Genomic DNA, 21,257 nt, shown 5'->3' on the forward strand with positions numbered 1-21,257 from the left:
ACAAAGGCTTCGTTGGTATGAAGAGATGACACGGTACTCAGACGTGGAGCGCGTCAGGACTGCCACTAGTCTCGATGACATGGCCAAATCAGCAGACGACCTCACCCCCGCGGCCCTCGAGTTCCTCACCGACCGTCACCTCGGCAGCCTCAGCACGGTGCGAGCCGCGGGAACGCCGCACGTCGTTGCTGTCGGGTTCACCTACGACTCCGAGGCGCAGATCGTCCGAGTGATCACGTTCGAGGGCAGCCAGAAGGTCAAGAACGTCGAACGCGCCGGATACGCGGCAGTTTTCCAGGTGGACGGACCGCGGTGGCTCACATTGGAGGGCGCGGCAGCCGTCAAACGCGACGCCGACGCGATTGCCGAGGGCGTCAGGCGCTACGCCCTCCGGTACCGGCAGCCCAAGATCAACCCGCGGCGAGTGGTCATCGAGATAAAGGTCGCACGCATCCTCGGCTCGCAGAGCTTACTCACCAAGACCGACTAGTCGGCTGTGCACGTCGTGGGTGCGACTTCGCTCGCATAACTTGGTCCCGCTCGGTCTACAGGGCGAGCGGGACCAAGTTTTGCGAGCGGGAGCGTGTGATCGTTGGGGGGTCAGACGACCTTCAACTCGTGCGTTTGCCGATTGAGCGGTTCACAGCCGTCCTCGGTGACGACGACGATGTCTTCGATGCGAGCGCCCCAGCTCCCCGGAAAGTAAATTCCTGGCTCGATACTGAACGCCATGCCCGGGGCAAGTGGGATGTCATTGCCGGACACGATGTACGGCTCCTCGTGCACCGACAGTCCGATGCCATGTCCGGTTCGGTGCACGAACTGCTCCCCGAGTCCTGCGTCGACGAGTATGTCGCGGGCGGCAGCGTCGATCTGCTCGGCGCGAACCCCGGGCCGCACTGCGGCGACAGCGGCAGCCTGCGCTCGTTGCAAGATCGCGTATTGCTCGGTGACGGCACTCGAAGCTGTTCCCACACAATAGGTTCGAGTGCAGTCGGAGTTGTAGCCCGGTTCTACGGGTCCGCCGATATCGACCACGACCACGTCACCGTCCTCGATCACACGATCGGAGACCTCGTGGTGGGGATCGGCGCCGTTGGGACCGGAGCCCACGATGATGAACTCGGCCCCGGTGTGGCCCTCGGCGACGATCGCCGCCTCGATGTCAGCGGCGACCTCGCTCTCGGTACGGCCGGCCTTGAGCCATTCGCCCACCCGGGCGTGCACGCGGTCGATGGCTGCACCCGCCTCACGAAGCGAGTCGATCTCGGCTTGGTCCTTGACCATCCGCAGCTCTCGGAGCACCGCGGTGGCCAGTTCCGGGCCGGATCCGATTCGGGCCGCCAAGGGGACGGTGTGCAGGGCGGGCGCAACATCCGACACCGCATATCGGCCGATCTCATCGTCGAGGGCCGCTGTGGCGAGAGCATACGGATCCTGGCCGTCGACCCAATCGTGAATCGGCAGTCCGAGCTCGCCGACGGCCGATTCCCGTAGCGCTGCGAGTTCGAGTCGCGGCACGATCACCTGGGCCTCACGGTGTGGGTTGATCACAAGTGCGGTCAGCCGCTCGAACGTGGCCGCGCGGGAACCCGTCAAGTAGCGAAGATCGGGCCCCGGTGTGATGAAAAGCGCGGTCAGCCCCGCTTCTGCGGTCAGCGTCTGCGCCCGTTCGAGCCGTGATCTGTACACCGATGCCGAGAATCTCTGCTCCACCATGCACCCAAGGCTAACGGCTGCACTGAATGTGGCATCGTGAACAGTCCATGAAGCATCGAACGACGATAAGCGTCGGGGCGCGCCGAGTTCTTGGTGAGGAGACCAATCCTTGGCCGCTGAACAGGCGAAGTTCGCCGCTTGGCCCCAAGATGGGTGAAACACACAACGAGGAGGTCATCGTGGACCGTGAAGGCACGCCCCGCCGTCTTCGCGCGGTTCCGAGTGACGCCACACAGGTGCAGTTCGCCACGCTGCACGGGTACAAGCGCGCATATCGCATGGCTGGCAGCGGGCCCGCCGTCCTGCTCTTGCATGGCATCGGCGACAACTCGTTGGCATGGGAGCCGCTGTTCGATCAGCTCACCGAGAAGTTCACCGTGATCGCGCCGGACTTTCTGGGTCACGGTTTCTCCGATCGGCCACGCGCGGACTATTCGGTCTCGGCCTTTGCCAACGGGATGCGGGACCTGCTCACGTACCTCGACATCGAGCGAGTGACCGTCGTGGGACACTCGCTCGGCGGAGGAGTTGCCGGACAGTTCGCCTATCAGTACCCCGAACTCGTCGAACGCCTCGTCCTCGTGGGAACCGGCGGTGTCACCAAAGACGTGAACCCCGCACTGCGCGCATTGTCACTTCCGTTCTCCGAATACGTTCTCGGCCTGCTGTCGATTCCTGCGGTGTTCTCGACGTTCTCCACCGCCGCCAAGTCTTTGCAGAACCTGATCCCTGCCGCCCTGTTCACCGACAACAACGAGATCGTGCGCGTCCTCGAACGCATGCCCGAGAAGGGCTCGGCTGAGGTCTTTGCCCGCACACTCCGCTCAGCGGTGGACTGGCGCGGACAAGTCGTGACCATGCTGGACCGCTGCTATCTCAGCGCGGGCATTCCGACGTTGATCGTGTGGGGTTCGGACGATCAGGTGATACCTGTGGCCCACGCCCACATGCTGCACAGTGCGATGCCGGGATCTCAACTGGAAATCTTCGACGGCGCCGGTCACTTTCCATTCCGTGACGATCCGGACCGATTCCTCGCACTGTTCTTCACCTTCGTGGCCGCCACCAACCCCGCGGTCATCTCACGAAATGACGTGAAAACCGCACTCCGGCAGGGACCTTCCGAGAAACCGTTGACCGGGAACAGCGGAACACGGCTGGCGGTACTGGATGCGCTGGGAAACGACGAGCGAAGCGCCACATAGCTCGGATCCCCTCGTGCGACGGCCGATCTGGCATGGTTGAGGCATGAGCCCCCCGGTGATGTTGCTCGACGGTGCGAGTCTGTGGTTCCGGGCGTTTCACGCCCTGCCCGAGAAGATGACGGCACCGGACGGCCGGCCGGTGAATGCCGTGCGAGGCTTTGTCGACATGATCGCGTCGCTGGTGACCCGTGAGCATCCGCACCGACTCGTGGTGTGCCTCGATCTCGACTGGCGGCCGGCGTTCCGCACCGACCTCATCCCGTCCTACAAGGCGCACCGAGTGGCCGAAGAAGCCACGGACGGGTCGGAAGAAGTTCCGGACACCCTGACGCCCCAGGTGGACATGATCATGAGAGTCCTTGCCGCCGCCGGTATTGCGACCGCCGGAGCGGAGGGCTGCGAGGCGGACGACGTCCTCGGCACGCTCGCCGACAGCGAAGGCACCGACCCGGTCATCGTGGTCAGTGGAGATCGAGATCTGCTGCAAGTGGTCGCCGACGATCCCGTGCCGGTGCGGGTGTTGTACGTCGGGCGCGGACTCGCCAAAGCCGAGATGTATGGCCCGGCCGAGGTCGCCGAACGATATGACCTCCCCACCGACAATCCCGGATCCGCGTACGCCGAGATGGCGATAATGCGCGGTGATCCCTCTGATGGGCTGCCCGGAGTGGCCGGTATCGGAGAGAAGACCGCCTCAAAGCTGTTGCACCAGTTCGGCAACCTCGATGAGCTGCAGCGCGCCGCTTCGGCCGCCGACAAGCGAGTGTCGACCCGGCAACGCAGGTCACTCGCCGAGGGCGCGGACTATCTCAGCGCGGCGCGCACGGTCGTCTTCGTACGGACCGATGCCGACATCGTCGGACTGGGCGACGATCATCTGCCTTCCGAACCGGCGGATCCCGCCGCCCTCGCCGACCTCATCGAAGAACTCGGAATAGGCTCGTCGGTGGGCCGGCTCAGTAAGGCGCTCGGCTGGCAGGTCGGCTGACCAGCGAAAAGCACACCGATCCCGCTGCTCGATCACGCTGCGGTGGGTTGCCCTACCTCGTACTTGCCGTCATCGTCGAGGAACGTGATCTTCACCTGCTGATTGGCGCCTGCGACGGTCGCGGTACAGGTGAAGGTGTCGCCCTTCTTGATTTCCTTGTCTTTCGGGCACTGTACGTTCTGCACATCTTTCGCCTGATAGTCGGTCTCGAGGACCGTCTTGACACCTTCTTGAGCCGCATCCTGGCTCAGGACTTTTGTGACCGCGAACCCCGGCGCCAAGAACGCGGTGACGAGGAGTACGACCGCAATCAGCGCAACGACGCCCGCTCCCACGAACAGCGGCAGGTTCTTCTTCGACTTCGGCGGCGCCATGTTCGCGAACTGGTCGGGACCGCCCTGACCGAACTGTCCGGGCTGTCCGTACTGGCCGGCTTGGCCCGGCTGGCCGTACTGACCCGGCTGCCCGTACTGGTTCGGCGCGTTCTGGGGTGCACCGAATTGTTGCCCCGCGGGCTGACCATACTGGCCCGGTTGCTGACCGTATTGCCCGGGCTGACCCGGCTGCTGGCCGTAGTGACCCGGCTGACCGTAGCTGCCCCCGGGAGGCTGCTGCGGGTACGGAGCGCCCTGCTGCGGTGCCTGTCCGCCCCAACCCTGTTGCGGCGGTTGGCCTTGCGGTCCCTGCCCCTGTGGCTGTTGTTCGCCGGGCGTAGGAGGCCGATACTGGGTCTGACTCCACTGATCAGGCTGCTGACCGCCCTGCTGCCACGCATCAGGCGCCCCCGTGCTGCCCGGATTGTTGGGGTCGTGTGGCCCGCTCATGTTGTCCCTCCGCTTGTCCTCACCGCACCGAAGTTACGGGGATCACCGACCCCGAACATACCGCACATCCCGGGCGTGTTTCGGAAGGCACAAACCGAGCGAGGGACGGTGTTGCTGCTGTCGAGATGAGGCTCAACCGAGCTCGACGGCCACCACACCACGGCGGATACCGGCGATCGCGGCCGTTGCCGACTTCGTCAACCGGGATTCTCCGGACGATTCCAGACTCGCCGCCGTGCGAATCTGCTCCAGCAGATCGATGACCTGCCGGCTCCAGCGCACGAAGTCGCCCGCAGGCAGCGAGGTGCCGCGTTCGCCGGCGGCGGCGAGAACCTCGGTCAGGCTCCGACCGGATGCCCAGAGATAGATGGCTGTCGCGAATCCGGCGTCGGGCTCCCGGGTGGGTTCGATGAGATGGCTCATCTCGATCCGCGTCAGCGCCTGCCACGCGGCATGTGTGCGGCTCAGTGCCTCACGGACGCTGGCGACACCGGTGACCAGTTCCGCGCCGGCGTAAGAATCGCGGCGCGATTCGTACACGACCGACGATGCAACGGCTGCGAGTTCGGCAGCGCCGAGCTGGTCCCACAGCCCGGACCGGATGCATTCGCAGATCAGCAGGTCGCTTTCGCTGTACACGCGGCTCAGGGTGTCCCCTGCCCTGGTCACCATGAGGTCGCCGTTGGACTTACCAGCGTTCTGTTCGAGATATCCGAGTTCTTTGAGCACCCCGACGATCCGGTCGAAATTGATCGACAGGGTGGACGTGCGTTGCGCGACCGACTCCTCCAACGACGCGATCTCCCGCGCGACGCGGTTGCGCCGTTCCGCGAGTCGAAAGAGCTCGTCGTGTTGCGGTATCTGGTGCGCCGGGTGGTCGCGTAACTCGGAACGCAGCCGCGCGAGTCCGGTGTCGTCGGCTGCTTGCGTACGTTTGCTCTGCTTGCCTTTCGGCATGTCGATCCCCGCGGACCTCAACGCGGACGCGAGATCTCGACGACCGCGCCCGGTTCTCCGGTCGATCTGCTTGGCCAGCCGCATGTTCCCGAGCACCTGCGGCGGGTTGAGGAAATCACGCGGTCCGACGCGACCACACCAGGCGTCTTCACAGATCACCAGTGGCTTCGGGTCGCGAAGGTCCGTAGCGGCCTCGAGGACCACAGCCAATCCACGATGCCTGCCCCCGTGCAAACCGATCACCTGTCCGCGTTTGAGGGCGGAGAGATCCTCGACCGTGCTCTGCTGGGTGGCCATACGGTTCTCGAACTTCAAAGAGCGCTCGCGGGAGCGGATCTCTTCACGCAGCCGCGTGTAGCCGAGAAACCCATCGATTCCACCATCGAGTCCCCGGCCTTCGGCCCGGTTCTCGAGTTCGATCTCGATCTTGCGGAGCTGCCGCCGTGCAGTGTCGATCTGCCGGGCCTGACCCACCACCGACTTGTCGGCCTGGAACTGCGCGAAGGATCGGTCGAGGAGATTGCGAGAGCCGGCGAGTCCGAGTCTGCCGATCAGGTTCACGGCCATGTTGTATTCGGGCGCGAACGAACTCCGTAGTGGAAACGTTCTCGCCCCGGCGAGTCCGGCCACCCGTGTGGGCTCGAGATCGTCGGTCCACACGACAACCGCATGACCTTCGACGTCGATGCCGCGGCGGCCCGCGCGCCCGGTCAACTGCGTGTACTCCCCCGGCGTCAGGTCGACGTGGGCTTCACCGTTGAACTTGATCAGACGCTCGAGCACCACTGACCGGGCAGGCATGTTGATTCCCAGAGCGAGAGTTTCTGTTGCGAATACGGCCTTCACCAGCCCCTTCACGAAGAGCTCTTCGACGGCATGGCGGAACGCAGGGAGCAATCCGGCGTGATGCGCGGCGAAACCTCGGGTCAGGCCTTCCCGCCAAGTCGGTACCCCGAGAATGTCTTGATCGGACGCGGAGAGTTCCGACACGTATTTGTCGACGATTCGATTGACCTCGTCGGCCTGGTGCGGCTCGAGCAATCGCAGCCCCGACCGAAGGCACTGACTCAGTGCGCCTTCACATCCAGCGCGCGAGAAGATGAAGCCGATCGCAGGCAACAACCCGTCACGGTCGAGCCTGGCGATCAGATCAGGTCGAGAAATCGGGCGAGTGCCGCCCCGTCGCCCGTCGTTGCGCTGCGATCCGCCCCTGCGGCCCCGCGATCCACGCGGCGTGTAGTCATCGTCCCGACGGGCTGCCAACTCGCGGTGTCTGATGTAGCGAGTCAGTTCGGGGTTGACCGCGCGCTTCTTGTTCGGTGCGCTCGGGTCCTTGCTGTCGAACAGATCGAAGAGCCGGTTCCCGACGATCATGTGCTGGCTGAGAGGAATCGGGCGATGGTCGTCGACGATCACCGTCGTGTCGCCGCGGACCGTTTGGATCCAGGACCCGAACTCTTCCGCGTTGCTGACCGTCGCCGACAGGCTGACCACTCGCACGGACGGCGCCAGATGCAGGATCACCTCTTCCCAGACCGCACCGCGGAAGCGGTCGGCCAGGAAGTGGACCTCGTCCATCACCACGTGCGACAAATGCTGCAAAGCAGGAGAATTCGCGTAAATCATGTTTCGCAAGACTTCAGTCGTCATGACCACGACCGGTGCGTTCGAGTTCACCGACGAGTCGCCCGTCAGCAGTCCGATCGAATCCGCTCCATGCGCCCGAACGAGGTCGGCATACTTCTGATTGCTCAACGCCTTGATGGGCGTGGTGTAGAAACACTTGCTTCCGGCAGCGAGGGCGAGATGCACCGCGAACTCGCCGACGATCGTCTTGCCTGCGCCCGTCGGAGCACACACCAGCACGCCGTGACCATCGGCCAGCGCCGCGCACGCGTCGAGCTGGAACGGATCGAGCGCGAATGCCTGGCGCGCGGAGAACTTTTCCAGTTCTACTCGAGTATCAGAGAGTGTCATCGTAGTGATCGACTCCGCTCGCCGAGGAGGTGGCCGACACCGGTGCCGGAGATCGGACAGGCGCCGTCGCCGGTTCGGCAGGCGATGCGGGGGCGATCGGCGAGGCCTCGTCGTCGCTGACGTCGCCCCACTCCAGGGCTTCCCGCTTGGCCTTGCGCTTGTCGTGGATGCGGGCGATCTGGATCGCGAACTCGAGCAGGATGCACAAGGCAATTGCCAGCGCCAGCATCGTGAAGGGGTCGTTTCCGGGGGTCGCCACGGCTGCGAAGACGAACATCCCGAAATTGAGGCCGCGGCGCCACGCCTTCAGCTTCGCGTAGGGCAACACCCCGATGAGATTCAGCGAGACGATCAGCAGGGGAATTTCGAAGCTCACGCCGAAGATCAACAGTAGGTGCAGCAGGAAGTTGAAATATTGGTCGCCGGCCAGCGCCGTGATCTGGACGTTGTCACCGACGGTCAGTAGGAACTCGAATGCCTTGCTGACCACCAAGTACGCGAGAACGGCGCCACCGATGAACAGGATGGCCGCGGCAGTGACGAACGAGACCGCGTACTTGCGCTCCTTGGAGTGCATTCCGGGCGTGATGAACGACCAGAGTTGGTAGAACCAGACCGGGCAGGCCATCACGAAGCCCGCGGTCAACGCCACTTTGAGGCGGAGCATGAACTGGTCGAAAGGACCGGTCGCGAGGAGTCGGCAGGCATCGTCGGTGGTGAGGTTGGCCCGTGAGGACGCCGGCAGATCACAGTAGGGTTGACGCAGCAGGTCACCTAGAGAATCCATGCCGAGTACGCCGTGGGAATACCACAGGAAACCGAGGATCGTGGTGAACGCGATGGCGGCCACCGAGATCAGCAGCCGGGTCCGCAGCTCACGAAGGTGATCGACCAACGACATGGTGCCGTCGGGATTGACCTTGCGCTTACGGCGCCGAGGGTCGAGAGGAATACGCACTGGTGGACTGTTTCAGGTCAGTTGCTGGTGGATTGGCACCAAGCCAGCCCAGTCACCGAACTCTCGTGCTCGGTGTACTGCCGCTCCTTGCTGCCAACAGGACCGTGATCGTCAGGCGGATCGACGCTCAGGGTTGGGGTTGGTCTGCGACGGCGTCGAACCATCGAGGCCGGAGGTGATCTGCGGCGCTGCATCAGCGGACGGCGCCTCACCCTCGGGTTTGCCATCGTTCTGCATCTCTTTGATCTCGCTCTTGAAGATGCGCATGGAGCGGCCGAGGCCGCGCGCCGCATCAGGCAGCTTTTTCGAACCGAACAGAAGGATGAAGACGGCGACGACAATGACGATGTGCCACCAGCTGAGTGCTCCAGTCATTGAACTACCTTTCTGACAAAATCGATATGGGCAAATCGACTATGGGTCGATGCTACCGGAGTCGGTGCCTCCGCCCGGCGTCCCGGACCGCGTTTGCCGAACGTTCACACCGAATCCGAGGTGTTCTCCGAGTACATCGCCAGCGCGGCCGTAGCCCGATCATTGACTGCGGCGCTGACAGCGGGGTTGTCGAGAACACGGATCTTGCCACCGAAACTGGCGATGAACCGGGTCAGCCACTCGGCGGAACCGTACGTCATGGTCGCCAGCAGCGGCTTCGTCGAATCCGGAATCGCATCGGGGTCGGCGGGCTCGATCAGGTAGTACTCCATCACCCAGATCACATCAGAATCGATCTCGATCAAGGCGGACGGCAACGCCGGGTCGGATTCGAACAAGCCCAACGCGGCTGAGTCGTCCGTGCCGTGAGGCGGCGTGGCCGGCTCATCGAGCACCACGGCATCGTCGATGCGGTCGAATCGGAACAGCCGGATTCCGTCGCTGTCGCGGCACCAGGCTTCCAGATATCCGTTGCCATCCACCGCCTGCAGGCGTACCGGATCCACGATTCGGTCCGTGACCGCGTCGCGGGATGCGGAGTAATACCGCAGTCGTAGGGCCCTCCTGTCTCGAACCGCGGCGCGGACGGCCACGACCGCGTCTGATTCAGCAGGTCCGGCGTCTGTGGGTGCCGTGATACCAGAACCTGACGACGGGCCCATTGCCGCTTCGATCTTCGCGATGGCGGTTCGCGCAGCACGTGTGTCCACTACTCCCGCGGTGTCGATCAACGCGCGCAGCGCGATGAGCAGCGGCGCGGCCTCGGCCGCGGTCAAGCGAAGTGGATGATCGATGCCCGCCGAAAAGGTGACCTCGATGCTCTCCTCGGTGAACGACAAATCGATCAGGTCACCGGGTGAATAACCCGGTAGTCCGCACATCCACAGCTGGTTGAGGTCACTCATCACCTGTTTGCTGGTGGTACCCAGATCCCGCGCCGCCGTCGCGGCGCTGACACCGGGATGAGCCTGCAAGTACGGAACCATGACCAACAGACGCGTGAGGTGAGACGTCGTCGCTGTCGGAGAACTCATAGCCCTCCCCCGACCAGTGCCCGTAGTTCGTTGACGACGTGGTCCCGGAGTTCGGCGGGTTCCACGACCACCGCATCGGCTCCGGCGCCGAGCACCTGTCGGGACAGTCCATCGATCGAGTTCATCGCGACGTCCAGGACGGTACCGTGGCGGCCGGCGAAAACACCGGGCGACGACGACGTCGCAATCCGCCGCAAACCCGCGGCGCGATTGTCCGCGACCCAGATCTTGGCGATACGAGGCGGTCCCGACACGGTCACCGCATCGGCCACGATTGCCCGTAGATCCACGTCGTCGGGTTGCACGACCACGCCCGACTTGCCGAACGGTTCCACCGAGGCGATCCGGGACAGCCGGAAGGTCCGGGGCTGACCGCGATCTACATCGTGGCCGACCAGGTACCAACGCCGCTGGTGGGTGACAACGCCCCACGGCTTCATCGTCCGTGTCTGATACGGCTGGTTCTTGGCCGAGCGGTACTCGAAACGGACCTGCCGACGGGCGTCGACCGCCGCCAGGAGGGTCGTCAGCACCTCCTGGGAACCGATTCCGCGAGGAGCTGAAGAATGGATGGAGGGAGCCGATTCCTCGAAGACGGCATCGGCATCGACCTGCACTCCCGCGGCGCGCAACTTCATCAGCGCACTGTGGGTGTTCGCGGCGAGCCCGGGCGAATCCCACAATGCCGCTGCCAACGCGACCGCCGCAGCCTCTTCCTCGGTCAGGTCGACGTCGCTGAGCTCGTAGGCGTCGCGGTCGATGCGGTAGCCGTCGACCGGCGACAGTCCCGAACTACGTCCGGTCTCGAGCGGGATTCCCAGATCCCGGAGTTCGTTCTTGTCCCGCTCGAACATGCGGTTGAACGCTTCGTCGGACTTCGACGTCTCGTAGCCACCCACTATCTTACGAATCTGTTCGGCGGACAAGAACTGCCGCGTCGAGAGAAGGCAGATGACGAGGTTCATCTGCCGCTCCACCTTCGCCTTGGGTTTTGGGGCTCCGCCGATCCCACTTCCCGCAGGCTTGTTTCCTGACTCTGCCACCCGCCCAGACTAGTGCCGCGGCGACTACATGGAGGCGATCAGGCGTTCGACGCGCTCATCGACATTGCGGAAGGGGTCCTTGCACAGCACTGTGCGCTGGGCCTGGTCGTTCAGTTTCAGGTGCACCCAATCGACGGTGAAATCACGGCCCGCCTTCTGTGCCGCGGCGATGAAGTCCCCGCGCAGTTTCGCCCTCGTGGTCTGCGGCGGAGTGTCGACGGCGGCTGCGATCGCCTCGTCTGTGGTGACCCGGGCGGCCAGACCTTTGCGTTGCAGCAGGTCAAAGACTCCGCGACCACGCTTTATGTCGTGATACGCAAGGTCGAGTTGAGAGATCTTCGGATCGGACAGCTCCATCGAGTAACGGTCCTGGTAGCGCTGGAACAGTTTGCGCTTGATCACCCAGTCGATCTCGGTGTCGACCTTCGCGTAGTCCTGTTGCTCGACGGCATCGAGCATCCGGCCCCAGAGATCGACGACCTGGGTCATGTTCTGATCCGGCTTGCGGGTGCGCAGGTGCTCGACTGCGCGCGCGTGGTACTCGCGCTGGATATCGAGCGCGCTCGCCTGGCGGCCGCCGGCCAGTCGAACCGGACGGCGTCCGGTGAGGTCGTGCGAGACCTCCCGAATCGCCCTGATCGGGTTGTCGAGAGCGAAGTCCCGGAACGAGACGCCCGCCTCGATCATCTCGAGCACCAGAGCGGCCGATCCGACCTTGAGCATCGTCGTGGTCTCGGCCATGTTGGAGTCGCCGACAATGACGTGCAGTCGTCGGTACTTCTCGGCGTCCGCGTGCGGCTCGTCTCGGGTGTTGATGATCGGCCGGCTGCGGGTGGTCGCCGAGGAGACGCCCTCCCAGATGTGTTCGGCACGCTGCGACAGGCAAAAGGTCGCGGCCTTCGGCGTCTGTAGGACTTTGCCCGCGCCGCAGATCAGTTGGCGGGTCACCAGGAACGGGAGCAGCACGTCGGAGATCCGCGAGAACTCTCCCGCCCGGACCACCAGGTAATTCTCGTGGCACCCGTAGGAGTTTCCTGCAGAGTCGGTGTTGTTCTTGAACAGGTAGATGTCGCCGCCGATCCCCTCATCGGCAAGACGCCGCTCGGCGTCCACCAGAAGGTCTTCCAGCACCAGCTCGCCGGCCCGATCGTGCTCGATCAGTTGCTGCAGGTTGTCGCATTCGGCGGTGGCGTACTCGGGATGAGAGCCCACGTCGAGATAGAGCCGCGCCCCGTTCTGCAGGAACACATTCGACGAACGCCCCCACGAGACCACCCGGCGGAAGAGATACCGCGCAACTTCGTCAGGACTGAGCCGACGATGCCCGTGAAAAGTACACGTCACACCGAATTCGGTTTCGATACCCATTATTCGTCGTTCCACGATTTCAACCTACCGTCGAGTGTGCTGGTGGGTAGTGCTTCAGCTTTCGGTCGAGCCTTCCGGGAGGAGGTTGACCAAGGTCGAACCCGTCAATCGCCGGAACGCGCGCCGGGGCCGACCATGATCGAGAATCGCGACCTCGAGATCGCCGGGCTCGAGCTTGCGTGGCTCCGGAGCGGGTGCCGGGGTCGACGATGACGATGACGACGAAGAAGAACCAGAGCCGTTTGGTGCAGCCGGGGCCTGCAATGCGTTGATCGCCGACGCCAAGGCGCTCCGCAGGTCGGCTTCGGAGTCGTATGACTCCTTCATCGACGCCGAGATCGCCTCGGTGGTACCGCCCATGACGAGAAACTTGGTCTCGTCGACGATCGATCCGTCGTAGGTGATCCGATACAGCTGCGACGGACCAGGCTTGCCGGGACGGCTCACCTCGGCCACACACAACTCGACCTCGTAAGGCTTCGGCTGCTCGGTGAACACCGAACCCAGCGTGCTGGCGTACGCGTTCGCCAACGACAAACCGCTGACATCGAGCCTGTCGTACTGATATCCGCGCATGTCGGCGTGTTGGATGCCCGCCTTGCGCAGACTCTCGAACTCGTTGTACTTACCGACCGCCGCGAAACCGATGCGGTCGTAGATCTCGCTGACCTTGCGCAGGGTGTTCGACGGGTTCTCGGCGACGAACAGCACCCCGTCGGCGTACGTGAGCGCCACCACGCTGCGACCGCGGGCGATGCCTTTGCGGGCGAGCTCCGAACGGTCGCGCATGATCTGTTCGGCACTGGCGTAATACGGGAAGGTCATGCTTCACCACCTGTGCTGACGCCACCATCGGCGGTCCGGGTCGAGCTCCTGTTAGCATCGTCTCCCGCGGCGGAACGACGGGAGATGACGGAGCGCGCTGCTTCTTCGATCTCCTCGGCCGGGACGACCGTCGCACCGTCGGGACCCACTGTCGCCGCGGTCGGATACAGGCCACGCACCATGTCCGGTCCGCCGGTCGCGGAGTCGTCGTCGGCCGCGTCGTACAGCGATTCGACGGCGATCTCGAGCGCCTGCGCCGCGGTCATGTCGTGGCGGTACAGCTTCTTGATGGCAGACTTCGCGAACACCGAACCCGAACCGATGGCCTGGTAGCCGCCGTGCTCCTCGTGTCGATCACCGGCGACGTCGAAGGAGAAGATGCGGCCTGGACGTTGCGGATCGATCGCATCCGAGTCATAACCGACGAGCAGCGGTATCGCTGCCAGACCGGCCATCGCAGCCTCCAAGTTCGAACGGACCATCGACGCGAGGCGGTTGACCTTGCCATCGAGCGTGAGCGACACGCCTTCGATCTTCTCGTAGTGCTCGAGTTCCACGGCGAACAGCCGGATCATCTCGATGGCCACGCCGGCTGTACCCGCGATACCCGCCGCCGAGTATTCATCGGTGATGAACACCTTCCGCATGTCACGGCTGGCGATCAGGTGACCTGCAGTGGCACGACGATCGCCCGCAATCACCACCCCACCGGGGTAGGTGATTGCGACGATGGTCGTGCCGTGCGGAATGTTCGCGGTCGCCCCCTCCGGAAACCTGTTCTTGGGCAACAAGTCTGGAGCGTAATTACGCAGGTAGTCGGAAAACGATGAGATGTCCTGGCCGAGAGACCGGATTCGATCGGTCACTGGCCGCCCTTCTGGACATAGGCACGGACGAAGTCCTCGGCATTTTCTTCGAGCACGTCATCGATCTCGTCGAGCAGGTCGTCGGTGTCGTCGGCCAGCTTTTCACGGCGTTCCTGACCGGCACCCGAATCGGGACCGGACTCGTTGTCGTCGTCATTACCGCCCGTGCGCTTGGTTTGTTCCTGCGCCATCGCTGCCTCCTTCAGACCACGGTCCCGCAGGGACCGCTCGTAATGTTCACCCTACCGGGCCAAGGGGATCTCGCCCGGTATATGCCGACGCGGGCCGCACTACGGATTGGTCAGCTGATTCACCAGTTCCGCCGCCGAATTCACCGAATCGAGCAGTTCACCGACGTGGGCCCGACTCCCCCGGAGGGGTTCGAGCGTCGGAATACGGACCAGCGACTCACCGCCGAGGTCGAAGATCACCGAATCCCAACTCGCCGCCGCGATGTCGGCACCGAACCTGCGCAGACATTCACCGCGGAAGTACGCCCGGGTGTTCTCCGGGGGCGACCCGATCGCGTCCATGACCTGCTGCTCGGTGGTCAGGCGCTTCATGGAACCACGGGCGACCAATCTGTTGTACAGCCCCTTGTCGAGCCGGACATCGGAGTACTGCAGGTCCACCAGGTGCAGGCGAGGCGCCGACCAGGCCAGGTTCTCGCGCTGCCGGAAACCCTCGAGCAATCGGAGTTTCGCGGGCCAGTCGAGGAGGTCGGCGCACTCCATCGGGTCGCGCTCGAGTTTGTCGAGCACGTCCGCCCAGGTGTCGATCACGTCCTTGGCCCGTAGGTCATCACTGTGGTTGGCGTCGTGAAATGCCGACACGCGCTCGTGGTAGATCCGTTGCAGGGCAAGCGCCGTCATCTCCCGCCCATCGGCGAGAGCGACCGTTGCCTGCAACGTCGGATCGTGGCTGATCACATGGACGGCGTGCACCGGCCTGGCGAGTTCGAGGTCGCTGAGCTCCACCCCCGCCTCGATGAGGTCGAGCACCAGGGAGGCCGTGCCCACCTTCAGATACGTTGCCGTCTCGGCCAGATTGGCGTCGCCGATGATCACGTGAAGACGGCGATAGCGCTCGGGGTCGGCATGCGGTTCGTCGCGGGTGTTGATGATGCCGCGCTTGAGCGTGGTCTCCAGCCCGACCTCAACCTCGATGTAATCGGCACGCTGGCTCAATTGAAAGCCGGTTTCGTCGCCGGATTGGCCGATACCGACGCGACCCGACCCGGTGAACACCTGACGCGATGCAAAGAACGGGGTGAGGCCGGTGATCACCGATGTGAACGGGGTCGAGCGCGCCATGAGGTAGTTCTCGTGGGTGCCATAGGAGGCGCCCTTGTTGTCGATGTTGTTCTTGTACAACTGCAGTTTCGGAGCGCCCGGCACGCTCGCGACATGCCGCGCCGCTGCCTCCATGACCCGTTCTCCCGCCTTGTCCCAGATGACGGCGTCGAGCGGATCGGTGACTTCCGGAGCGGAATACTCCGGATGGGCGTGGTCGACATAGAGCCGAGCGCCGTTGGTGAGGATCATGTTGGCGGCGCCGACCTCGTCGGCATCGATGATGGGAGCCGGGCCGGAACTGCGGCCCAGATCAAATCCGCGGGCGTCGCGCAACGGCGATTCGACCTCGTAGTCCCAGCGTGTCCGCTTCGCGCGGGGAACACCGGCGGCCGCCGCGTAGGCGAGAACAGCCTGGGTCGAGGTCATGATCGGGTTGGCACCTGGATCGTTCGGTGCCGAGATCCCGTACTCGACTTCGGTTCCGATTATGCGCTGCATGCCCCGAGCCTAGCTGTGCGACCGCACGACCATGTCGCGCGCTCCTCGCCGCAGAGCTCGGGGGATTACAGCCAGATGTACATCTGACCGTCGCGCTCGCGCGGTAGCCCGCTCGTCGGTAGGGTTTGCGCCGTGAAAGCACTGCGCCGCTTCACCGTCCGCGCCCACCTACCCGAGCCCCTTCAAGCCCTGGCGGGTCTGTCGACCAATCTGCGTTGGTCCTGGCACCCACCGACCCAGGATCTCTTCGCCTCCATCGATCCGGACCTGTGGGCCGGATCGAGGGATCCGCTGCGACTGCTGGGCGACATCGGGCCCGCTCGCCTGCGAGAACTCGCGGAGGACGATGGCTTCCTGAGCAGGCTCGACGAGCTTGCCGCGGACCTCGACGCCTATCTGGGGGAGCCCCGATGGTTCCAACAGCAGGTGGCTTCCGGACACCGCTTCCCCACCGGTATCGCGTACTTCTCGATGGAGTTCGGTGTCTCGGAGGTGTTACCCATCTATTCGGGTGGGCTCGGCATACTCGCCGGTGACCACCTCAAGGCTGCGTCCGACCTCGGACTGCCGCTGATCGGCGTCGGCCTGCTCTACCGCAGCGGCTACTTCCGGCAATCGCTCACCGCCGATGGTTGGCAGACCGAGCGGTACCCCAACCTGGATCCGCAGGGGTTGTCGGTCCGTACGGTCAACGATGCGGACGGCAATCCGGTCACCGTTCGGGTCCCGATGCCCGACAACCGGGTTCTGCGGGCCCGCCTGTGGGTGGCCGATGTGGGACGAATCCCCTTGCTGCTGCTCGACTCCGACATCCCAGACAATGACACAGACCTGCGTGGCGTCACCGACCGGCTCTATGGCGGAGACCAGGACCACCGCATCAAACAGGAGATCCTGGCCGGTGTCGGCGGCGTGCGTGCGGTACGCGAGTACACCCGGATCCAGGGCCTACCCGATCCCGACGTCTTCCACATGAACGAAGGTCACGCGGGTTTCCTCGGTGCCGAACGTATCCGGGAGTTCGTGTCACCGGCGGGAGCCGGCCTCGACTTCGACACCGCGCTCGCCGCAGTACGCGCCTCGACCGTCTTCACGACGCACACACCTGTCCCTGCTGGTATCGACCGCTTCCCGCTCGACATGGTGCGCCACTACTTCGGAGACGAGCAGGGCCAATCGACGCTGCTGCCCGGGCTCGAGTTGGCCCGGATCCTGGAACTGGGCAGTGAGAGCGATACCGGCGTGTTCAACATGGCACACATGGGCCTTCGCCTCGGGCAGCGAACCAACGGGGTGTCCAAACTGCACGGCGCGGTCAGTCGCGAGATGTTCGGCCCGCTGTGGCCGGGTTTCGATGCCGCACAGGTACCCATCGGCTCCGTCACCAATGGGGTGCACGCGCCGACGTGGTCGTCGCGCCGGTGGACCGAACTGGCCGCCGTGGGCCACGCCGGGACACCGGATGAAGCCGACACCCTCGCTGCAATGAAAAATGTTCCAGCGCAACAGCTCTGGGACACCCGTAACCTGCTTCGTACCGAACTGATCGCCGAGGTCCGGCGCCGACTGCGCCGGTCCGGCCTCGAGCGCGGTTTCTCGGCCGCCGAACTGGGGTGGACCGCCGGCGTGTTCAGTTCCCGGGTGTTGACGATCGGGTTCGCCCGCCGCGCGGCGACCTACAAACGACTGACGTTGATGCTGCGCGACACCGAGCGCCTGAAGGCCTTGCTGCTCGACAAGGAACGTCCCGTGCAACTCGTTGTCGCCGGTAAGGCACACCCGGCAGACGACGGCGGCAAGGCGCTCATCCAGAAGATCGTCCGGTTCGCCGACGCCAACGACGTCCGGCACCGGATCGTGTTCCTGCCGGACTATGACATGTCCATGGCGCGCTTCCTGTACGGCGGCTGCGATGTGTGGCTGAACAACCCCCTGCGGCCGATGGAGGCCTGCGGAACGTCCGGCATGAAGTCGGCCCTCAACGGCGGCCTGAACCTGTCGATTCTCGACGGTTGGTGGGATGAGATGTCGGACACCGAGAACGGCTGGGCAATCCCGACCGCCGACGGCGTGACCGACGATGCTCGGCGTGACGACCTCGAGGCGGCCGCGTTGTACGAGTTGCTCGAGAACGTCGTGGTGCCGAAGTTCTACGACGCCGGTTCGGATGGCATACCGACCCGATGGGTGGAAATGGTGCGCCACACACTGCACACCCTGGGACCACAGGTGCTGGCCTCGCGGATGGTGCGCGACTACACCGAGGGCTACTACGCGCCAGCCGCGCTCGCCGGACGAGAGGTCACCTCCGACAACTACGCCGGCGCAAGGGAACTGGCGCAGTTCCGCCGGCACGTCGAGACAGCCTGGCCCGGGGTGAAAGTACTCGACGTCGACAGCGCGGGCCTTGAGGACACCCCATTGCTCGGGTCCACGATGACACTCACCGCGCACATCGATCTGGCCGGGCTCCATCCAGATCAGGTGTTGGTGCAGGCCGTGATCGGGCGGGTCGACGAGGAAGAAAACCTGACGCAGATGGCGGCGACGACGATGCCTCTGGTCGAGGACCGGGTCGGCCCCGCGGGCGAGCCGATCTTCGAAGTCGCGATTCCGCTACCGATGACCGGACCGATCGGATACACCGTGCGGGTCATGCCTCGACACCGATTCCTCACCAGCAACGCCGAACTGGGTGTCGTCACCTTTGCGCATCGATGACAAAGCCACCGGCACGGGCTTTACAGTGTCTTCTTCTTGAGGATCAACCGGCGATAGGTGAACCAGATCAGCAGTAGACCGATGACGGTCATCGCGCCATAGGCCAGGGCCACGTTCGCGGCGGTCTGGTCCCAGATGGTTTCCTTCTGCGTTGATGGAGAGCCCGGTGACACCTGGCGTAGATCGACTGCGGCGGCGGCCGCGGAGTATCCCCAGCGGGCTGGGAAGATCCAGGACAATTGCTCGAGCCCCGGCCGTCCAGCCAACGGGAACAAGCCACCGCAGAAGACGAGCTGCACCATGACGACCACCACGAGTGGCGGCATCGTCTGTTCGCTCGAATTGACCGCCGCTGATATCGCCAGACCAATCAACGTGCTCACGCAGGCCAGGAAGGCAACGGCGACAAACAGTTCGATCGCGCCCGAGGTCAGCAGCCCGGGGCCCGGTGTCCCCTTGCCGGTGTAGGTGATGGCGATCATCACTGCACACTGCAGAACCGAAACGACGAAAAACACCACCATTTTGGCCCACAGATACGCCCCGGGACGCAGGCCGACGGCGCGTTCACGCACAAAGATCGCCCGCTCGCCCACCAGGTCCCGCACGGTGAGTGCGGCGCCCATGAAACTCGCCCCGACCACCAGTACGACAAGGATTTGAACGGTCTCGCCGAGGCTGTCGTCGTTGTTGAGACCGAACCCGGCCGTACCGGGTATCACCAGCGACAAGGCACCCAGAACGATCGGCAGCAGCACCAGGAACGCCAGATAACCGGTGTCGGCGAGTATCAGCCGAACCTGCCGTCTGGACACGGTGGAGGTCTGCCGTCCGAAGCTCGTCTGCGGCGGCCGCACGGGTGAACCGGTGCGCAGGCTGGGTGGTCGGGTCGACGGACGTTGGTTGCGCGAGCGGTAGCGGAGATGAGCAGCATCGGGCTGCTCTGCCACGAACGCGAAGATCTCGGCCCAGTCCTCGGTCCCCATCGCGGCACCGACTGCCGCCGGCGGACCGCAGAACGCTGTCTTGCCGCCCGGTGCGAGCAACAGCACCTGATCGCACATCGACAGGTAGGTCAGCGAGTGGGTCACGACGATCACCACACGCCCGGCGTCGGCGAGGCGCCGGAGCGTCGACATGACCTGTCGGTCCAAGGCGGGGTCGAGACCGGAGGTCGGCTCATCGAGGATGAGCAGCGACGGACCTGTCAAGAGCTCCATGGCAACCGACGCACGCTTGCGTTGGCCTCCTGAGAGTTTGTCGACGCGGGTGTCGAGGTGTTCGGTGAGCTGGAGTTCGGCAAGCACTCCCGTGATGACATTGTCGCGGTCGGACTTGCTCATATCCGGCGGCAGACGCAGTTCCGCGGCGTACCGCAGTGCCTGACGGAGGGTGAGCCGGCGGTGCAAGACGTCGTCCTGAGGCACCATACCGATACGGGTACGCAACGCCTCGTACTCTGCGTGCACGCTGCGACCCTCGAAGGTGACGCTGCCGGTCGATGGGTTTGCCGCGCCCGCCACGATCTTCGAGACGGTCGACTTTCCGGCCCCGGATGGCCCGATCACAGCCGTCAGTGTTCCGGGACCGGCCGCGAACTCCACATCGTGAAGGAGCTGTTTACCGTCTACGTGCAGCCCGATCGCATGGACGTGCAGTCCGTCGGCGACCGCTGCTTGGGCCTGCCCACGGATGAGGGTGCCTCCCGACACCACGAAGTCGCTGTTGCCGATCGTGACCACGGCACCCTCGGCCAGCAGCTGTCGGCTGATCCGCTGGCCGTTGACGTAGGTGCCGTTGACCGATTGCAGATCTTCGATCGCGAGACCCTGTGGGGTGGAGAGCAACCGGGCGTGACGCCGGGACGCCAGCACGTCGTTGACGACGATGTCGTTGTCGGGTGTGCGTCCGATATTCAGACGCGCGGAGCCGCCCATGTCGATCGCCTGCCGTTGCGGTACGGCTTGCGGGTGGATCCGCCCGTCGGGGCTGACCTGGTACACCGCGGACATGTTCTGGTGCAGCGCCTGGAGATGAGGTGCGTCCGCGGCACCACTGAACGCCGGATACGGTTGGCGGGCCGGCGGCGGAGGTGACTGCGCGGGTCCGCCCGTCGGATCCGAGAACGTCATCGGACCTGACGGGACAGGGGCCACCGGTCGAGCGCCGGGCGCGACCGGTGCGGTGACCGCGATATCGATCAGCGGGCCGGTGGTGGCGTCACCCAGCCGGATGCGCTGGTTGCTTCGAAGCTCTAGACCACGCATCCGGACGCCATCGAGATAGAAGCCGTTGGTACTGCCCAGATCGACAGCGGTCCAGAACGATCCGTGCCACTCGATCGCCAGATGTTGTCGGGACACCAGTGGATGGACGATGACGATGTTGTTGTCCGGCGTCCGGCCGATGGTGAACCGTCCGGCCGGACGCAACCTCTGCTCGGTGCCGTCCACCCAGATCCGCAGCGGCGTTGGGGATGCATTCATTAACGCATCACTTTAGTCTGCCCATGATCGGACGAGCCCCATTGCAAGCGCGATGATC

Annotated in this window: 17 protein-coding genes; 4 read left to right on the plus strand and 13 right to left on the minus strand. The window is 64.4% G+C overall.

Features of this window, described 5'->3' with window-relative positions; all coding sequences use genetic code 11:
* Positions 1-79: 79 nt before the first annotated feature.
* Positions 80-490 (plus strand): TIGR03618 family F420-dependent PPOX class oxidoreductase, encoded by a 411-nt coding sequence (locus tag J3S28_RS06070; RefSeq protein WP_207838790.1) that lies wholly within the window; start codon positions 80-82, stop codon positions 488-490.
* Positions 491-600: 110 nt separating this feature from the next.
* On the opposite strand, the gene J3S28_RS06075 is transcribed toward J3S28_RS06070, so the two are convergent.
* Complete coding sequence (locus J3S28_RS06075) at positions 601-1,719, minus strand: M24 family metallopeptidase (protein ID WP_207838791.1); 1,119 nt, start codon at positions 1,717-1,719, stop codon at positions 601-603.
* A 149-nt stretch (positions 1,720-1,868) separates the two neighbouring features.
* Here J3S28_RS06075 and J3S28_RS06080 point away from each other — a divergent pair, with 149 nt between their 5' ends.
* Positions 1,869-2,924: an alpha/beta fold hydrolase gene (locus J3S28_RS06080; protein WP_207838793.1), complete on the plus strand. Its 1,056-nt coding sequence runs from the start codon at positions 1,869-1,871 to the stop codon at positions 2,922-2,924.
* 58 nt (positions 2,925-2,982) lie between these two features.
* Entirely contained in the window at positions 2,983-3,912 is a 930-nt protein-coding gene (locus J3S28_RS06085; protein ID WP_207839527.1) for a 5'-3' exonuclease, read from the plus strand.
* 32 nt (positions 3,913-3,944) lie between these two features.
* Here J3S28_RS06085 and J3S28_RS06090 read toward each other — a convergent pair whose 3' ends face one another.
* From J3S28_RS06090 to dop, 11 genes are all read right to left on the minus strand, one after another.
* On the minus strand, positions 3,945-4,736 hold the full coding sequence (locus tag J3S28_RS06090; RefSeq protein ID WP_207838796.1) for a DUF4333 domain-containing protein: 792 nt from the start codon (positions 4,734-4,736) through the stop codon (positions 3,945-3,947).
* A gap of 132 nt (positions 4,737-4,868) precedes the next feature.
* Positions 4,869-7,670 carry a DEAD/DEAH box helicase gene (locus J3S28_RS06095; protein ID WP_207838802.1) on the minus strand — a complete coding sequence of 934 codons (2,802 nt, stop codon included), beginning with the start codon at positions 7,668-7,670 and terminating at the stop codon, positions 4,869-4,871.
* Entirely contained in the window at positions 7,657-8,628 is a 972-nt protein-coding gene (gene tatC, locus J3S28_RS06100; RefSeq protein WP_207838805.1) for a twin-arginine translocase subunit TatC, read from the minus strand. The genes J3S28_RS06095 and tatC overlap by 14 nt, the downstream gene beginning before the upstream one ends.
* Positions 8,629-8,739: 111 nt before the next feature.
* On the minus strand, positions 8,740-9,003 hold the full coding sequence (gene tatA / locus J3S28_RS06105; protein WP_207838806.1) for a Sec-independent protein translocase subunit TatA: 264 nt from the start codon (positions 9,001-9,003) through the stop codon (positions 8,740-8,742).
* Positions 9,004-9,107: 104 nt separating this feature from the next.
* Positions 9,108-10,097, minus strand: coding sequence for a helix-turn-helix transcriptional regulator (locus J3S28_RS06110; protein WP_207838808.1), 990 nt, complete (start codon positions 10,095-10,097; stop codon positions 9,108-9,110).
* Positions 10,094-11,062, minus strand: coding sequence for a helix-turn-helix transcriptional regulator (locus J3S28_RS06115; protein ID WP_207839529.1), 969 nt, complete (start codon positions 11,060-11,062; stop codon positions 10,094-10,096). The genes J3S28_RS06110 and J3S28_RS06115 overlap by 4 nt, the downstream gene beginning before the upstream one ends.
* Before the next feature lie 102 nt (positions 11,063-11,164).
* A complete protein-coding gene (pafA, locus tag J3S28_RS06120) occupies positions 11,165-12,523 on the minus strand; it encodes a Pup--protein ligase (protein WP_110467636.1) in 1,359 nt (452 codons plus the stop codon).
* A 39-nt stretch (positions 12,524-12,562) separates the two neighbouring features.
* Entirely contained in the window at positions 12,563-13,333 is a 771-nt protein-coding gene (gene prcA / locus J3S28_RS06125; protein WP_207838810.1) for a proteasome subunit alpha, read from the minus strand.
* The gene (gene prcB / locus J3S28_RS06130; protein ID WP_207838813.1) at positions 13,330-14,199 is read right to left on the minus strand and encodes a proteasome subunit beta; all 870 of its coding nucleotides are present in this window, start codon (positions 14,197-14,199) and stop codon (positions 13,330-13,332) included. Before prcB ends, prcA begins: the two co-directional genes overlap by 4 nt.
* Positions 14,196-14,390, minus strand: coding sequence for a ubiquitin-like protein Pup (locus tag J3S28_RS06135; protein WP_084896705.1), 195 nt, complete (start codon positions 14,388-14,390; stop codon positions 14,196-14,198). Before J3S28_RS06135 ends, prcB begins: the two co-directional genes overlap by 4 nt.
* A gap of 99 nt (positions 14,391-14,489) precedes the next feature.
* On the minus strand, positions 14,490-15,992 hold the full coding sequence (dop, locus tag J3S28_RS06140; protein ID WP_084836927.1) for a depupylase/deamidase Dop: 1,503 nt from the start codon (positions 15,990-15,992) through the stop codon (positions 14,490-14,492).
* A gap of 132 nt (positions 15,993-16,124) precedes the next feature.
* Here dop and glgP point away from each other — a divergent pair, with 132 nt between their 5' ends.
* Complete coding sequence (gene glgP, locus J3S28_RS06145; RefSeq protein WP_207838815.1) at positions 16,125-18,713, plus strand: alpha-glucan family phosphorylase; 2,589 nt, start codon at positions 16,125-16,127, stop codon at positions 18,711-18,713.
* 20 nt (positions 18,714-18,733) lie between these two features.
* Here glgP and J3S28_RS06150 read toward each other — a convergent pair whose 3' ends face one another.
* Entirely contained in the window at positions 18,734-21,199 is a 2,466-nt protein-coding gene (locus tag J3S28_RS06150; protein ID WP_207838817.1) for an FHA domain-containing protein, read from the minus strand.
* Between the last annotated feature and the right edge of the window lie 58 nt (positions 21,200-21,257).

This window comes from Williamsia soli, assembly GCF_017377795.1.
In the GTDB taxonomy this organism is placed as follows: domain Bacteria; phylum Actinomycetota; class Actinomycetes; order Mycobacteriales; family Mycobacteriaceae; genus Williamsia; species Williamsia soli.

Coding starts and splice junctions, on each gene's coding strand:
- dop (WP_084836927.1), bottom strand. CDS start 15,992: ATGCAGCGCATAATCGGAACCGAAGTCGAGTACGGGATCTCGGCACCG.
- J3S28_RS06110 (WP_207838808.1), bottom strand. CDS start 10,097: ATGAGTTCTCCGACAGCGACGACGTCTCACCTCACGCGTCTGTTGGTC.
- J3S28_RS06150 (WP_207838817.1), bottom strand. CDS start 21,199: ATGAATGCATCCCCAACGCCGCTGCGGATCTGGGTGGACGGCACCGAG.
- J3S28_RS06090 (WP_207838796.1), bottom strand. CDS start 4,736: ATGAGCGGGCCACACGACCCCAACAATCCGGGCAGCACGGGGGCGCCT.
- J3S28_RS06115 (WP_207839529.1), bottom strand. CDS start 11,062: ATGAACCTCGTCATCTGCCTTCTCTCGACGCGGCAGTTCTTGTCCGCC.
- tatA (WP_207838806.1), bottom strand. CDS start 9,003: ATGACTGGAGCACTCAGCTGGTGGCACATCGTCATTGTCGTCGCCGTC.
- J3S28_RS06095 (WP_207838802.1), bottom strand. CDS start 7,670: ATGACACTCTCTGATACTCGAGTAGAACTGGAAAAGTTCTCCGCGCGC.
- J3S28_RS06070 (WP_207838790.1), top strand. CDS start 80: ATGGCCAAATCAGCAGACGACCTCACCCCCGCGGCCCTCGAGTTCCTC.
- J3S28_RS06085 (WP_207839527.1), top strand. CDS start 2,983: ATGTTGCTCGACGGTGCGAGTCTGTGGTTCCGGGCGTTTCACGCCCTG.
- prcA (WP_207838810.1), bottom strand. CDS start 13,333: ATGACCTTCCCGTATTACGCCAGTGCCGAACAGATCATGCGCGACCGT.
- J3S28_RS06135 (WP_084896705.1), bottom strand. CDS start 14,390: ATGGCGCAGGAACAAACCAAGCGCACGGGCGGTAATGACGACGACAAC.
- J3S28_RS06075 (WP_207838791.1), bottom strand. CDS start 1,719: ATGGTGGAGCAGAGATTCTCGGCATCGGTGTACAGATCACGGCTCGAA.
- J3S28_RS06080 (WP_207838793.1), top strand. CDS start 1,869: ATGGGTGAAACACACAACGAGGAGGTCATCGTGGACCGTGAAGGCACG.